Source organism: Kitasatospora sp. NBC_01266, assembly GCF_036242395.1.
Taxonomy (GTDB): Bacteria; Actinomycetota; Actinomycetes; order Streptomycetales; family Streptomycetaceae; genus Kitasatospora.
In genome coordinates this window covers 3,138,165-3,153,139 of sequence record NZ_CP108458.1, presented here as the reverse complement: position 1 = coordinate 3,153,139, position 14,975 = coordinate 3,138,165, and the positions used below count along the sequence as shown (strand labels likewise).

Annotated in this window: 13 protein-coding genes; 12 read left to right on the top strand and 1 reads right to left on the bottom strand. The window is 74.3% G+C overall.

The window, feature by feature from the left end:
- Positions 1–151 precede the first annotated feature (151 nt).
- From OG403_RS13360 to OG403_RS13350, 3 genes are read left to right on the top strand one after another with little or no spacing between them, the layout of a single operon-like run.
- Complete coding sequence (locus tag OG403_RS13360; RefSeq protein ID WP_329564305.1) at positions 152–2,020, top strand: acyl-CoA dehydrogenase; 1,869 nt, start codon at positions 152–154, stop codon at positions 2,018–2,020.
- Complete coding sequence (locus OG403_RS13355) at positions 2,017–2,853, top strand: 4'-phosphopantetheinyl transferase family protein (protein WP_329564304.1); 837 nt, start codon at positions 2,017–2,019, stop codon at positions 2,851–2,853. Before OG403_RS13360 ends, OG403_RS13355 begins: the two co-directional genes overlap by 4 nt.
- 53 nt (positions 2,854–2,906) lie before the next feature.
- The gene (locus OG403_RS13350; RefSeq protein ID WP_329564303.1) at positions 2,907–3,722 is read left to right on the top strand and encodes an AfsR/SARP family transcriptional regulator; all 816 of its coding nucleotides are present in this window, start codon (positions 2,907–2,909) and stop codon (positions 3,720–3,722) included.
- A gap of 93 nt (positions 3,723–3,815) precedes the next feature.
- Here the strand turns inward: OG403_RS13350 and OG403_RS13345 are convergent, their stop codons facing one another.
- On the bottom strand, positions 3,816–4,286 hold the full coding sequence (locus OG403_RS13345) for a MoaF-related domain-containing protein (RefSeq protein ID WP_329564302.1): 471 nt from the start codon (positions 4,284–4,286) through the stop codon (positions 3,816–3,818).
- A 156-nt stretch (positions 4,287–4,442) separates the two neighbouring features.
- Between OG403_RS13345 and OG403_RS13340 the strand changes: the two genes are divergently transcribed.
- The 9 genes from OG403_RS13340 (at position 4,443) to OG403_RS13300 (ending at position 14,935) form a co-directional block, all read left to right on the top strand.
- Entirely contained in the window at positions 4,443–5,354 is a 912-nt protein-coding gene (locus tag OG403_RS13340; RefSeq protein WP_329564301.1) for a 4'-phosphopantetheinyl transferase family protein, read from the top strand.
- A 56-nt stretch (positions 5,355–5,410) separates the two neighbouring features.
- The gene (locus OG403_RS13335; RefSeq protein WP_329564300.1) at positions 5,411–6,418 is read left to right on the top strand and encodes a ketoacyl-ACP synthase III family protein; all 1,008 of its coding nucleotides are present in this window, start codon (positions 5,411–5,413) and stop codon (positions 6,416–6,418) included.
- A gap of 105 nt (positions 6,419–6,523) precedes the next feature.
- On the top strand, positions 6,524–7,789 hold the full coding sequence (locus OG403_RS13330; protein ID WP_329564299.1) for a beta-ketoacyl-[acyl-carrier-protein] synthase family protein: 1,266 nt from the start codon (positions 6,524–6,526) through the stop codon (positions 7,787–7,789).
- On the top strand, positions 7,786–8,985 hold the full coding sequence (locus tag OG403_RS13325) for a ketosynthase chain-length factor (RefSeq protein WP_329564298.1): 1,200 nt from the start codon (positions 7,786–7,788) through the stop codon (positions 8,983–8,985). Before OG403_RS13330 ends, OG403_RS13325 begins: the two co-directional genes overlap by 4 nt.
- Positions 8,986–9,020: 35 nt before the next feature.
- Complete coding sequence (locus OG403_RS13320; protein WP_329564297.1) at positions 9,021–9,305, top strand: acyl carrier protein; 285 nt, start codon at positions 9,021–9,023, stop codon at positions 9,303–9,305.
- A 313-nt stretch (positions 9,306–9,618) separates the two neighbouring features.
- Positions 9,619–10,917, top strand: a complete 1,299-nt coding sequence (locus OG403_RS13315; RefSeq protein WP_329564296.1) for an MFS transporter — start codon at positions 9,619–9,621, stop codon at positions 10,915–10,917.
- Positions 10,918–10,988: 71 nt separating this feature from the next.
- Entirely contained in the window at positions 10,989–11,861 is an 873-nt protein-coding gene (locus tag OG403_RS13310; RefSeq protein WP_329564295.1) for an SDR family NAD(P)-dependent oxidoreductase, read from the top strand.
- 49 nt (positions 11,862–11,910) lie between these two features.
- The gene (locus OG403_RS13305; RefSeq protein WP_329564294.1) at positions 11,911–12,879 is read left to right on the top strand and encodes an aromatase/cyclase; all 969 of its coding nucleotides are present in this window, start codon (positions 11,911–11,913) and stop codon (positions 12,877–12,879) included.
- A 94-nt stretch (positions 12,880–12,973) separates the two neighbouring features.
- Positions 12,974–14,935, top strand: coding sequence for an AMP-binding protein (locus tag OG403_RS13300; RefSeq protein ID WP_329564293.1), 1,962 nt, complete (start codon positions 12,974–12,976; stop codon positions 14,933–14,935).
- Positions 14,936–14,975: the final 40 nt, after the last annotated feature.

Here is a 14,975-nt window from a genome sequence, read left to right as displayed (position 1 = left end):
CGCGGGTGTCCACCGGCTGCCCGACCGCTCCTCAAGGCCTGCTGAAGCCGCCCTCCGCACCCTGGCGCCATCCTGACCCCAGGTACCGGTGCGAGGACCGTGCGCGGTCCGTACCGGCTTGGGCTGGAAAACCGAGGAGCTGGGGGTAGCCGTGACGGATCTGCTGGGACGGGTCGACCCGACGGCCGATGGCACGCACACCGCCCGCGCCGCCCGCCGCACGCTGCTGCGGGCGCGGCTGGCCGAGATCGAGGAGGGCTTCGGCGATCCCTGGGACCGCAACAACCCGGTCGGCTTCGGTGCGCTGCTGGCCGCCGACGACGAGGGCGAGCTGTCGGCCGAGGGGGTGCGGCGCTATGCGCGACTGGACCTGAACGCCGAGTTCGTGCCCGCCGAACTGGGCGGCCGGCTGGTCGGGTTGGACGGACTGGGCCTACTGATGCGCCCGCTGTTCCGCCGCGACGTGACGCTCGCGATGGGCACCGCGCTGACCTCCTTCATGGGCTCCATGGTGGTCTGGCTGAACGGCGACGCTGACCAGCGCCGCCGCACGGCCGAGACCCTGCTGGACGGCGGCCTGGCCACCATCGCCTTCCAGCAACTGGCGCACGGCAACGACTTCGTCAACGACGAGTTCCGGGCCGCCCGCACCGCCACCGGCCTGGCGATCGCCGGCCGCAAGGCCGCCGTCAACAACGCTGAGGCGGCCGACCTGCTGATCGCCTTCGCGCGCAGCGGCGCCGATGCCCCGGACGGCCCGGACGGCCCGGACGGCCCGCCGGGCGACGAGGGCAGTGAGGCCGGCGTGAGTGGCACGCACTCGCTGCTGCTGGTCCCGATGGCCGAGCTGCCCGCCGAGCGGGTGCGCCGACTGGGCCGGCACCGCACCGACGCGGTGCGCGGCCTGCGGATCTGCGGGCTGGAGTTCGCGGACGCCCCGCTGGCCGACGACGCGCTGCTGGGGGAGTGGGGGCGCGGCGTGGAACTCGGCCTGCGCGCCTTCCCGGTGATCCACGCGACGGTGCCGGCCATGTGCGTGGGCCTGGCCGACACCGCGCTGCGCACCGCCACCCGGTTCGCGGTCGACCAGCGGGCCTTCAGCCGCCCGGTGACCGCGGTGCCGATGGCCCGCAACGCGCTCGCCGGGACCTTCGTCGACCTGCTGATCTGCGACAGCCTCACGCTCGCCGCGACCCGGGCGCTGCACCTGATCCCCGAGCAGTCCAACGTGCTCTCCGCGGTGGGCAAGTACCTGGTGCCCAAGCTGGCCGGCGAGGCGCTCTACCACCTCTCGGTGGTGATGGGCGACGCCTTCCACGCCCGCAACGGCGACCACGCGATCTTCCAGAAGCACGTCCGCGACCTGGCCATGATCACCTTCGGGCACGTCAGCACCGCGATGTGCCAGGCCACCATCGCACCCTGCCTGCCAGGCATCGCGGCGGCCGAGTGGAGCGCCGAACGGGCCGCGCCCGGAAGCCTGTTCACCCCGTACGGACCGGTGCCGCCGATCGACTCCGAGCGGCTGGCCAGCTTCGGCGGCCAGGACGGCCTGGCCGCCTACGCCACCGAGGCGGCCCGCACGATCGCCGCGCGGGCCTCGGGCGGGCCGGGCGGGCCGGGGGAGCCGGGCGAGTTGGGCGAGCTTGGTGAACTGCTGTGCGAGCAGAGCGCGTTGCTGGTCGACGAACTCGCCGAGATCCGCCGGGCCGCGCTCGAACTGCCGGAGGACGACCGCGAGTTCGCCGCCTCGGTGCGCTCCTTCCCGCTCACCGACCGGTACGCGCTGGCGATCGCCGCGATCTGCTGCCTGGGCGTCCAGCTGAACGCCGATCCGCAGCACGAGGCGTTCAGCGCCCGGCCGCAGTGGCTGGCGCTGGCGCTGGACCGGTTGCTGCGCCGGCTCGGCAGGCGCACCCCGGCGCTGCCGCCGGACGTCGAGGTCGGCCTCTGCGCCGAGGTGCTGCGCCGCAGCGCCGAGAACCGCTCGCTGGACCTCTACGACCTCGAGCTCGCGTGAACACCACCAGGCCGCTCGAACCCCGGGCCGTCGCCGGGCCCGCCGGGCCGTGGCGGCAACTGGACCGGGACCTGCGCGAGCACGGGGTGGCACTCGCCTACGGCTCGATCACCGAGTGGCTGGCCGCGCTGCCCGGCGAGGCCGAACTGCGCGCGCTGCTGGGCCGGGAGTGGGAGAAGTACCAGGCCCGCAGCGGCCGCCGGACCGCCGACCGCTTCCTGGCCACCCGGGCGCTGCTCAAGCACCTGGCCGCCCGCGCGGTCGGCGTGCCGCCGCAGGAGCTGGAGTTCGGCTACGCGCTGACCGGGCGGCTCTACGTGCGCGGCTGCGACCAGGTGGACCTCAACCTGAGCCACACCGGCGATCTGATGCTGGTGGGACTGAGCACCCTGGGGCTGATCGGGGTGGACGTCGAGTGGGCCGAACGCCCGCTCTACGGCAGCGGCGGCGAGCAGCAGATGTGCACCCCGGACGAGGTGCGGCTGCTCGCGGCCACCGAGGAGGCCCGGCGCAACCAGCGGCTGGTGCGGCAGTGGACGCTCAAGGAGGCCTATACCAAGGCGCTTGGGCAGGGGATGTACTTTCCGTTCACGGAGTTCGGGTTCCAGGTGGACGAGGAGCCCCCCAGGCTGCGGCGTGCCGACGGCACCCCGGCCGACCGCGAGGCCTGGTCCTTCCGCTCGCTGCGGGTGGGCGAACGCCACCTGGCCGGGCTGGCCCTGCACGACGCGGGCCGGGGCCGGATCAGCGACACCCGGGCCGCCACCACGCTGGACACCCGGATGCTCGGGGCGATCCAGCGGGCGCTGCGGGTGGCGGGCAGCGCGGGCTGACGACCCGGCCGGACCGGCTCCGGAGCCGACGACCCTGCGAGAGGAGCGGCCAGATGAACGTGCGGATCGGCGTACTCGGCCCACTGGAGGTGACCGTGCTCGGCACCTCGGTGGTGCCGAGCGCGCCCAAACCCCGGAACGTGCTGGCGCTGCTGGCGGTGCGGGCCGGCCAGGTGGTCCCGGTCCCGGTGATCCTGGAGGAGCTGTGGGACGGCCACCCGCCGCCCAGCGCGCTCAGCACGCTGCAGACCTACATCCTGCAACTGCGCCGGCTGCTGGTGGCGGCGCTGGCCGGCACCGCCGACCCGGACGGCGGCGCCAAGGACCTGCTGCGCACCGCCTTCGGCGGCTACCAGCTGGCCGCCCCGCCGCAGGCCTGTGACGTGACCGAGTTCGACCGGCTCGGGCAACTGGGCGGGCGGGCACTGGAACTCGGCGATCCGGCCACCGCCGAGCGGCTGCTGGGCGAGGCCGACCGCCTGTGGCGGGGGCCGGTGCTGCTGGACGTCGACTTCGGGCCCAGGCTGCAGGCCGAGGCGCGCTATCTGGAGGACCGCCGGATCGCGCTGGTCGAGCGGCGCACCGAGGCCGGTCTCGCGATCGGCCGGCACAGCGAACTGCTCGGCGAACTGGCCGCGTTGACCACCGAGTACCCCTTGAACGAGCGGTTCTGCGAGCAGTACGTGCGGGTGCTGCACCGGTGCGGGCGCAGTGTGGACGCGCTCGGTGTGCTGCGGCGGATCCGCCGCCGGCTGGCCACCGAGCTCGGCGCCGAACCGGGGCCGTGGCTGCGGGAGTTGGAGCTGGCCATCCTCGGCGCCGAGCCGTCATGGGACGGCGGCCGGCGGCCGGCGCAGCTGGTGCCGTGAGTCTCGCGGGCGAGGGCCTCGGGATCGTCTGACAGTTCGCGCCTCGCGGGAACTGTCGGACGATCCCGGGGCCCTCGCGTGTTTTCCGTCCGGTCAGCCCAGGCAGCGGATGGTGCCGCTGTGCAGCTGCCCGACCCGCACGTCGCCGCCACTCGGGAACGACCAGTAGGCCTGCGCGGTACCGGACTTGAGGTCCTCGGTCAGGCTGACGGTGAGGCCGCCGTGCTCGTTCCAGTTGGTGAAGTACACGTTCTTCGCGACCGTGCTGAGTGAGTCGGGCACGGTGTTGGTGATGCCGACCGTGCTGCCCGAGGTGCCGGCGGCGAGCACCTGGCCGGTCAGCTGGGTGCCGTCGGCGGCGTAGTCGAACCTCATCTCCAGGCCGTTGTCGAAGGTGATGTCCAGCGACTTGCCGAGCAGGCCTGCGCAGGCGCGGTCGGTTCTCGCCGCGCCCTGTGCCGGGTGCCGGTCGGCGGCCTGGGCGGTGGCGGCACCGGTCACGGCGAGGGTGCCCGCGATCAGTGCTGCGGCGGCCACGAGAAGCTGAATCCGCTTGAGGGCCATGAGCGTTACTCCCTGAGAAGATGGTCAGGTGGTCAGGGGGCGCAGGCTGGCAGGGCGCGCTGGAGGTTGGCTGGAAGCTTCGTGGGTCAAGCACCGTTCGAGCCGGCGGTGCCAGGGTGGCATTTTGTCCGCGGTGGCCGAAGGGTAGTCATGTCCATGGCGTTCGGGCCGGCACAGGAGCTGGAGGCGCTGGTCGGAGTCCCGTACCTGGCGCCCGGTCGGCATGGCCCCTGGCACCGGGTCAGGGAGTCGATGGCGCACCGGGGTGTGGCCGTGGTCTACGGCAGGCGGGACGACTGGCTGCCCGAGGACCTGGACGCCCCGGAGCTGCGCCGACTGCTCGGCCGCGACTGGATCCGCCAGCGCAGCCTCGGCCATCCCGAGGCCAGGGCCCGGTTCGTCGCCTCCCGGCTGCTGCTCAAGACCACGGCCGCCGCGGTCTTCGACTGCCCGCCGCACCTGCTGGACGTGGCCTACCGGCTGGGCGGCCGGCCCTATCTGCGCGGCTGCGAGCACCTGGACATCAGCCTCAGCCACACCGAGCGGCTGATGCTGGTGGGCCTGAGCCGGCGCGGGGTGATCGGGGTCGACGCGGAGGCCGCCGCCCGCCGGATGTACGGCACCGGGGTCGAGCTGTACGCCTGCACCGAGCAGGAGCGCGCGGCGCTGGAAGCGCTGCCCGTGGAGCGGCGCAACGACGCGCTGGTGCGGCTGTGGACCCTCAAGGAGGCCTACAGCAAGGCGATCGGCGCGGGCCTGCGGCTGCGGTTCACCCGCTTCGGCTTCCCGCTGGGCTATCCGCTGGGCAGTGCGCCGGACGCGCCGGACGCGCTGGATCCGCCTGAGGCGTCCGGGACCTCCGCGGCGCCCGAGTGGGCCGAGCTGTTCGCGGCCTCGGAGCAGCGGCTCGCGGGCGGGGTGCGCTGGAGCTTCGGCACCGGCCTGGTGGACGGCCGCTTCCTGGCCAGCGTCGCCCTCGGCGATCTCGGCGAGGGCCGCACCGGGCTGCCGAGCGGGGCCGAACTCGCCGTTGTTCCAGCGCCGTTCAAGGCCGCCGCCGGAACATGACCCGAGGGCCGCACCCCCGTCGGCGGGTACCGAACCGGCCCGGCCATGGAGGCGTCGTGCGGTACCAGTCGATCTACCTCGCGGGCCACGGCAGCAGCCTGCCCGCCGCCACGCCCGTGGCGACCGCCGTCGAGCAGGGCCTGCTCGACGCCCGCACCGCCCGGCAGACCGGAGCACTCGCCGTCACCGTCTCGGACGGCACCAGCGGGCCCGAGTTCGCCGCGACCGCCGCCCGCGCGGCGCTGGCCACCGCCCCGCAGGTGAAGGTGGACCTGCTGCTGCACGCCAGCGTCTACTACCAGGGCCACGACCTGTGGGCGCCCGCCTCCTACCTCCAGCGCGAGGTGCTGCCCGAGCCCTGCCCGGCGCTGGAGGTCCGCCAGCTCTCCAACGGCGGGATGGCCGCGCTGCAGCTCGCCGCCGGGTACCTGGCCGGGGCGGCCGAGCTGGACGGCGCGCTGCTCACCGCGGGCGACCGGTTCTGCCCGCCCGGCTTCGACCGCTGGCGGGGCGACCCCGGCACCCTCTACGCGGACGGCGGCGCGGCGCTGCTGCTCTCCCGGCGCGGCGGCTTCGCCCGGCTGCGCAGCGTGGTCACCGTCTCCGACCCGGAGCTGGAGGGCATGCACCGGGGCGACGACCCGTTCGGCGCCGCCCCCTTCGAGCGGCGCCCGGTGATCGACCTGGAGCAGGCCAAGCAGGCCTATTTCGCCCGGGCCAGTACGTCGTTCTGCGTCGCCCGGGTGTCGGCGGGGCAGCGCGCGGCGGTCAAGGCGGCGCTGGCCGAGGCGGAGACCGAACTCGCCGGGATCGACTGGTTCGTGCTGCCGCATCTGGGCCGCCGCCGGCTGGAGGCGACCTACTTCCAGCCCTTCGGCATCGATCCGGCGCGCTCCACCTGGCAGTGGAGCCGCTCGGTCGGCCACCTGGGCGCGGCCGACCAGTTCGCCGGCCTCGACCAGCTGCGCCGCGGCGGTGTGCTGCGGCCCGGGCAGCGCTGCCTGCTGGCGGGGATCGGCGCCGGGTTCAGCTGGACCTGCGCGGTGGTCGAGGTGCTCGGCTGAGGCTTCAAGGCTGATTCGAGCTGGCGTGCGAATACTGGCGGGACTTCGGATCGGCCACGGGGAGAGGACGGCACAGGTGCGGCACCGAGCAGAGGCAGGGCGGCGATGACCCGCCGCGTGGTGATCACCGGTCTGGGCGTGGTCGCCCCCGGCCGGCCAGGAGTGGGACCGTACTGGGAGATGCTCACGGCCGGGCGGCCGGCCGCCCGCACCATCACCCTCTTCGACGCCACCGGCTACCGCTCCCGGGTGGCCGCCGAGAGCGACTTCGACCCGGCCGCCGCCGGGCTGAGCGCCGAGCAGCGCACCCGGCTGGACCGGGCGGCCCAGTTCGCCGTGGCCAGTGCCCGCGAGGCGCTCGCCGACAGCGGCCTGGACACCGGCGCGCTGGATCCGGGCCGGATCGGCACCACGGTCGGCACCGCCGTCGGCTGCACCACCAGTCTGGAGCGCGAGTACGTGGCGGTCAGCGAGCACGGCCGCCGCTGGACCGTCGACCACGAACGCGCCGTCCCCGAGCTGTACCGCCACTTCGTGCCCAGCTCGATCGCCGCCGAACTGGCCTGGACGGCCGGCGCCGAGGGCCCGGCCGCCGTGGTCTCCACCGGCTGCACCTCGGGCCTGGACGCGCTCGGCCACGCCGTCGAGCTGATCCGCGAGGGCACCGTGGACGTGATGGTCGCCGGCGCCACCGAGGCGCCGATCACCCCGATCACCGCCGCCTGCTTCGACGCCATCCACGCCACCACCCCGCGCAACGACGACCCGAGCAGCGCCTCGCGCCCCTTCGACCGCACTCGCAACGGCCTGGTGCTGGGCGAGGGCGCCGCGGTGCTGATCCTGGAGGAGCTGACCCGCGCCCGCCGCCGGGGCGCCCGGATCTACGCCGAGGTGGCCGGCTACGCCTCCCGCTGCAACGCCCACCACATGACCGGACTCAAGCCCGACGGACGGGAGTTGGCCGCCGCCATCGGTGCCGCGCTGGACCAGGCGCGGCTCGCCCCGCAGGCCGTCGACTACGTCAACGCGCACGGCTCCAGCACCAGGATGAACGACCGGCACGAGACCGCCGCCTTCAAACTGGCCCTGGGGCAGCACGCCTACCGGACCCCGGTCAGCTCGATCAAGTCGATGATCGGCCACTCGCTGGGCGCGGTCGGCGCGTTGGAGGTCGCCGCCTGCGCGCTCGCGCTGGTGCACGGGGTACTGCCGCCCACCGCCAACCTGCACGAGCCGGACCCGGACTGCGACCTCGACTACATCCCGTTGCGGGCCCGCGAGCAGCGCACCGACGTCGCGCTCAGCGTGGGCAGCGGGTTCGGCGGCTTCCAGAGCGCGCTGGTGCTGACCAGGCCGCAGGTGCGGCGATGAGCGCGCTGGTCACCGGGCTGGGCATCGTGGCCCCCAACGGCCTTGGCACCGAGGAGTACTGGGCCGCCACCCTGGCCGGCACCAGCGGGCTGGGCCCGATCACCCGGTTCGACGCCTCGGGCTACCCGGCCACGGTGGCCGGCCAGGTCCCGGACTTCACCGCCGCCGACCACCTGCCCGGCCGGCTGCTGCCGCAGACCGACCAGATGACCCGGCTCGCCCTGGTCGCCGCCGACTGGGCGCTGCGCGACGCGGGCGTGAGCGCCGAGGACTTCCCCGAGTACGGCGCGGGGGTGGTCACCGCGGCCTCCGGCGGCGGGGTGGAGTTCGGGCAGCGGGAGTTGCAGGCGCTCTGGGAGCACGGCAGGGAGCACGTCAGCGCCTACCAGTCGTTCGCCTGGTTCTACGCCGTCAACACCGGCCAGATCTCGATCCGCAACCGCACCAAGGGCCCCAGCGGCGTGCTGGTCACCGAGCAGGCGGGCGGGCTGGACGCGTTGGGCCAGGCCCGCCGGGAAGTCCGCAAGGGCGTGCGGATGATGGTCTCCGGCGGGGTCGACGGCGCGCTCTGCCCCTGGGGCTGGGTCGCCCAACTCGCCACCGGGCGGCTCAGCGAGGCGGGGGAGTACCTGCCCTTCGCGGCCACCGCGAGCGGCTACCTGCCCGGCGAGGGCGGCGCGATCCTGGTGGTGGAGGATGCCGCGAGCGCCCGGGAGCGCGGGGCCGCCCACCGCTACGGCGAACTGGCCGGCTACGCGGCCACCATGGACCCGGCCCCGGGCAGCGGCCGCCCGCCGGGGCTGGCGCGGGCCGCCGCGAACGCGCTGGCCGACGCCGGGCTGACCCCCGCCGACATCGACGTGGTCTTCGCGGACGCGGCCGGGGTCCCCGAACTCGACCGGGCCGAGGCCGCCGTGCTGGTCGAGCTCTTCGGGCCGCACGGGGTCCCGGTCACCGCGCCCAAGAGCCTCACCGGCCGACTGGCCGGCGGCGCCGCGCTGGACGTGGCCGGCGCCCTGCTGGCGCTGCGCGACGGCGTGATCCCGCCCAGCGGACCGGTCCGCGAGCCGGCCGCCGACCTGCGGCTCGACCTGGTCTGCGGGGCGGCCCGGCCGGCCCCGCTGCGCACCGCCCTGGTGCTGGCGCGCGGCTACGGCGGCTTCAACGCCGCCCTGGTCGTGCGCGCCACCCCCTGATTCCGTCGAACGACCCGACTCCGAAAGGATGTGGCATGCCCCTCCTTGAACTCTGTGACCTCACCCGGTTGCTGCGCGAGTGCGCGGGCGAGGACGAGGCCGTGGACCTGGACGGGGACGTCCTGGACGTCTCCTTCTACGAGCTCGGCTACGACTCGCTGGCGATCCTCCAGGTCACCGGCCGGATCCAGCGCGACTACGGCATCGAACTGCCCGAGGAGGCGATCGGCGCGGAGACCCCGCGCGAGTTCCTGGCCGCCGTCCACCAGGTCCAGGCTCCGCAGAAACTCGCGGAGGTCCGCCCGATCGCGGCGGCCTGATCCCGCCCGCCGCGCAGACGCGTTGTCGCCGCCGCGTTGTCCCTGACGCGTGGTCCCGCCGCGTTGTCCCCGTTCTGGCGCTGCCGGGGCGGGGACGACGGCTGGACGGCAGGGTGAATCGCCCGCGTTCGGACGGGAATTGCCGGATATCCCCCGGCCGCTTTCTCATATCTTCCAACGGCGTTCCAGGACCGCCTTGTTCCCGCCCGGCGTGTGAGTTTTCCCCGGTCCGCCATGCCTTTTCGCGCCGCTCCGGCGGTCGCCATACTCCGAGTCCTCTCCTTCCCCCGACTCCGGACGGCGACCTGTGGCCTTGGCAGCACCGAAAAGCAAAGCACCGGCAGCAGCGAATTCTGACGAACCGTCAACTCCGACTCCCGAACCCGCCCCTTCCTGGCTCGTCGCCCGCGGCCTGCTGCTCGAACCCGGGCCGCGCCGCACCCTGGCCACCGCGAGCTTCGTCAACATGGTGGGCAGTGGCGTCTTCATGATCAGTGCGGCGCTCTTCTTCACCCGCTCGGTGGGGCTGCCGCTCGCGCAGGTGGGCCCGGGGATGGGCATCGGCGCGCTGGTCGGGCTGCTCTCCGGGATCCCGGTGGGGCGGTTGGCGGACCGGCGCGGGCCGCGCGAGGTCTACCTGGCGACCCTCGTCGCGCAGGCGCTCGCGATGGCCGCGCTGGTGCTGGTGCACTCGTTCTGGCTGTTCGTCCTCGTGGTCTGCCTCACCGAACTGGCCGGCTCCGCGAGCCAGGCGGCCAGGGCGCCGCTGACCCGGGGGCTGGCGGGGGCGCAGCCGGCCAGGTTCCGGGCCTACCTGCGCGCGGCGGTCAACCTGGCCGGCAGCGTGGGCGCCGTACTGGCCGCGCTGGTCGTCCAGTTGGACACCCGCACGGCCTACGTCTGCCTGGTGCTCGGCAACGCGCTCAGCTTCCTGGCCACGGCTCTGGTGGCCCGTCGACTGCCGTCGGTGCCGCCGCTGGCGCCGCCGCCGCGGGGCGAGCGGGTGAGCGCGGCCCGGGACTACCCGTTCCTGGTCTACTCGGTGCTCAGCGCGATCACCTCGATGCAGGGCGAGGTGATGCTCTTCGCGCTGCCGCTGTGGATCGTGGAGCACACCCACGCGCCGCGCTGGTTCGTCGGGGCGAACGCGCTGGCGGACACCCTGCTGGTGGTGTTCCTACAGGTCCGGGTGGCTAGGGGGATCGACGGCAACCCGGCCGCCACCCGGGCCTGGCGCCGCTCGGGGTGGGCGTTCCTGGGTGGGATGACGCTGATCGGCCTGACAGCGGGGCTGCCCGGGTGGCTCGCGATGGTGCTGATCGCGCTGGGGGCGGGGGTGCACACGATCGGCGAGATCCTCCAGGCGGCCGGGGCGTTCCAGCTGAAGTACGCCCTCGCGCCCGCCCATGCGCAGGGGCAGTACACCGGGATCGCCAGGATCAGCGGCGGGTTGGCCGATGTCGTGGCGCCCGCCGTCCTCGGCTTCCTCTGCGTCGGCTGGGGCGCACCCGGCTGGCTGCTGATGGGCGGGGTCTTCGTCGCGGCGGGGCTGGCGATCCCCCACGTGGTCCGCTGGGCCGAGCGGGTGCACCCGGATCGAGTTTCGGTCTAGCCGGTGCCGAGCCGGCGCTGTGAAGCTCGTGGCGGTATCGCGCCTGAAGGACTCGAGAGGAGCGGCAGCCGATGTCCGAGCAGCAGCCGAAGTCGCAACCCCCGCGCCAGCAGCCTCTTTCCCCGCAGCCCCTTTCCCCGCAGCCTTCGTTTCAGCAACCGCCCGCCCGGCCGCGCCGGACGGCGCTGGTCACCGGGGGCACCAGCGGGATCGGCCTCGCGACGGTCGAGCTGCTGGCCGAGCAGGGGCACGCGGTCTTCCTCTGCGGCCGGGACGCCGGGTCCGTGCAGAGCGTGGTCGACAAGCTGCGCGGGCGCGGCCTGGAGGTGGCCGGAGCCCGCGCCGACGTCCGCTCGGCGGCCGATGTGCGCGCCCTGGTGGAGCAGGCCGTGGCCCGCTACGGACCGGTCAACATCCTGGTCAACAACGCTGGTCGGGGCGGCGGCGGCCGGACCGAGGAGATCCCGGACGAACTCTGGGACGACGTCATCGAGACCAACCTGACCAGCGTCTTCCGGGTCACCCGCGAGGTGCTGACCACCGGCCGGATGCGCGAGGGCGGTCCCGGCCGGGTGATCAGCATCGCCTCCACCGGCGGCAAGCAGGGCGTGCTGCTCGCCGCCCCGTACTCGGCCTCCAAACACGGCGTGATCGGCTTCACCAAGGCGCTCGGCCTGGAGCTCGCGACCAGCGGCATCACCGTCAACGCGGTCTGCCCGGGGTATGTCGAGACGCCGATGGCCGAGCAGGTCCGGCTGGGCTTCGCCGACCACTGGGGCATCAGCGAGGCGGAGGTGCTGGCCCGGTTCGAGGCCAAGATCCCGCTCGGCCGCTACACCACCGCCCGGGAGGTGGCCGCGATGGTCGGCTACCTGGCCGGCGAGCAGGCCGCGGCGATCACCGCGCAGGCGCTCAACGTCTGCGGCGGGCTCGGCAGTTACTGATCAGCGCCGAGCCGGCTCAGGGCCGGTCCGGCAGCGGAGGGAGAGCACCGTGGCACTGGCCACCACCCGGGTCACCCGGCACCGGATCACCGTCGCGGCGGCCCCCGAGCGGGTCTTCGGGCTGATCGCCGATGCGGCGAGCTGGCCGCAGGTCTTCGGGCCCACGGTCCACGCCGAGGTCGGTGAGGAGGACAGCACCGAGCAGTTGCTGCGGATCTGGGCCTTCGCCAACGGCGAGGTGCGCCACTGGACCTCCCGCCGCTCGCTCGACCCGGCCCGCCACCGGATCGGCTTCCGCCAGCTGGTCTCCTCGCCGCCGGTGGCCAGGATGGGCGGCGCATGGCAGGTCACCGCCGTCGAGGGCGGCAGCGAGGTGGTGCTGCTGCACGACTACGCGGCCGTCGCCGACGACCCCGACGCGGTGCGCTGGATCGAGCAGGCCATCGACCGCAACAGCACCGCCGAACTGCGCGCGCTCGCCGCCGCCGCGACCGCGCCCGAGGACGGCGCCGCCGACGCGCTGCGGTTCAGCTTCAGCGACTCGGTGCGGATCGACGGCGCGGCGGCGGACGTCTTCGACTTCCTCGACCGGGCCGACCAGTGGCCCAGCAGACTGCCGCACGTGGCGCGCCTCGAGCTGAGCGAGCGCGCGGGCGTGCAGTACCTGGAGATGGACACCCGAGCACCGGACGGCAGCGTGCACACCACCGGCTCGGTCCGGCTGCCCTTCGCCGACCGGGGCACCATCGTCTACAAGCAGGTCAAGGCGTCTCCGGTGCTGGCCGCGCACACCGGCCGCTGGGTGGTCGGACCCGATCCGGACGGTGGCCCCGGTCTGCTCGCCACCTCCTGGCACGCCGTCACCCTCGACCGGGCGGGCATCGCCGAACTGCTGGGCCCGGCGGCCACGGTGCCCCAGGCGCGCGAGCGGGTCCGGCAGGCGCTGGGCACCAACAGCGCCACCACGCTGCGGCACGCCAAGGAGTTCGCCGAAGCCCGCAGGAGTCAACGCCTTTGATTCCGGGAGCTGTTGAGCCCCGCCGTTGATCCCCGCCGTTGATCCCCCGCCGACCCGTGAGACCCCGCACCGTCCGCGCCCCAGGAGGCTCCCGATGCTCACCGTCCCACCCGGCACGGTCGACGTGCTGCTCGCCGAGTCCGCCCGCCGCCGCCCCGACCACCCCGCGCTGTACAGCGCCGCAGGGGAGTTGAGCTTCGCCGAGCTGGACCGCCGGGTCGACGACTGGGCCGGCCGGCTGGCGGAGGGGCTCGGCCGCAGCGGGGTCCGGATCGCGGTCTGCGCCCTGCTCCACCCGGACTTCCCGGTCGGCTACTACGCGGTACTGCGCAGCGGCAACACCGTGGTGCCGGTCAACCCGCTGCTGCCGGACCCGGCGTTGCGCCACCTGCTGGCCGCCGCCAAGGTCGCCGTCGCGCTGGTCAGCCCCGAGCTGGCCGGTCGGCTGGCCGCGCTGCGCGCCGAACTCCCCTTCCTGGAGCAGGTGCTGGTGATCGGCGAGGCCACCGGGACGGACCTGGAGCCCGGTCGGCTCCGGCCGGCCGGGCCGCCGCCCGTCGAGCGGCCGGCCGCGATCACCTTCACCAGCGGCACCACCGGGCCGACCAAGGGCGTTGCCCTCGGCCACCACGCGATCAAGTCCTGCGCCGTCCAGTTCGCCCACGCCCACCAGGTGGACGCCGACTCGACGCTCTTCGCGCACCTGCCGATCTGCTCCCCGCTGCACCTCAACGCCGGGGTGTTCGCGGGAGCTTCGCAGGTGCTGGCACCCGGCGGTCCGGGCGGCAGCGCTACCGAGGCCGTCGAGTGGGCCGACCGCTACGGCGCCACCCACTACTACGCGCTCCCCGTGGCGCTGGCCCGGATGGCCGCCGACCCCGGACTCGGCGAGCTCAAGTTCCGTACCGTGCGCCAGATCGCGGCCGGCAACGCGACCCTGCCCGCGCCCGTGGTGCGCACCCTCGCCGCACAGTTCGGGGTGCCGGTCTTCCAGGGCTACGGGCTCACCGAGGCCGCCTACCTGCTGCACTCCGACGGCCCGCGCGCGCCGCGGGCCGGCTCGGCCGGTCCGGCGCTGGCCGACACCCGCTCGCAGGTGGTCGACCTGGTCACCCGGCGTCCGCTGCCGTCCGGCAGCGTTGGTGAACTACTCGTGCAGGGGCCGCAGTTGATGCTTGGCTACCTGGACCGTCCGGATCTTGCGCCGTTCGACGCCGACGGCTGGTTCGCCACCGGCGACGTCGTCCGGCTGGACGCGGACGGCTACCTGTTCGTGCTGGACCGGGTGGCCGACGTCTTCCACCGGTCCGGCGAGCTGATCTGCCCCTCGGTGCTGGAACGGGCGCTGCTGGCGCACCCGGCGGTGCGTGACGCCGCGGTGCTGGACGGCCCGGACGCGGACGGGAACCCGGTCCCGATGGCCTTCATCGTCTGCGCCGAGCCGCACGCCGAGTCGCACGCCGAGTCGCACGCCGAGTCACCCTCCGGGTCGGGGCCCGCGGTTGCCGCCGTCCTCGCCGAGGTCAACGCCGAACTCCCCGCCGCCCAGCGGATCGTGCACGCCGAGCCGCTGTCCGCGATCCCGCGCCGGCCGACCAACGGCAAGGTGGACCGCGCCGCCCTGCGCGCCGAGTTGCGCGCCCGCGCCGACCAACTCCACGAGCAGTTGACGCAGTTCTACGCCCGCCAGGTGCAGGCCGTGGACGACGGCGAACTGGACGCCTACGGAGCCACCTTCCACCCCGAGGCCGAGTTCGGCGCCACCGGTTCCGCCGACCCGCTGCGCGGCCGGGCCGCCATCGTCGAGCACAGCCGTCGCATGCGCGAGCAGCGCGCGGCCACCGGTCAGGTCAACCGGCACCTGATCAGCGGCCTGACCCTGCACCGCAACGGCGACGGCCGCCTGACCGCCCGGGCCCACACGCTGATCTTCGCCACCCTGCCGGGCGAGCGCCCGCGCGCGCTGGCGGGCGCCGGGCTGACCGACGAACTGGTCTGGAGCGCCACCGCCGGCTGGCAGGTGGCGAAGCGCCAACTCTCGCCCGATCAGCCCTGAGCAGACCAGATCGGCCCTGAGCGGGTCTGCTCAGGGCCGA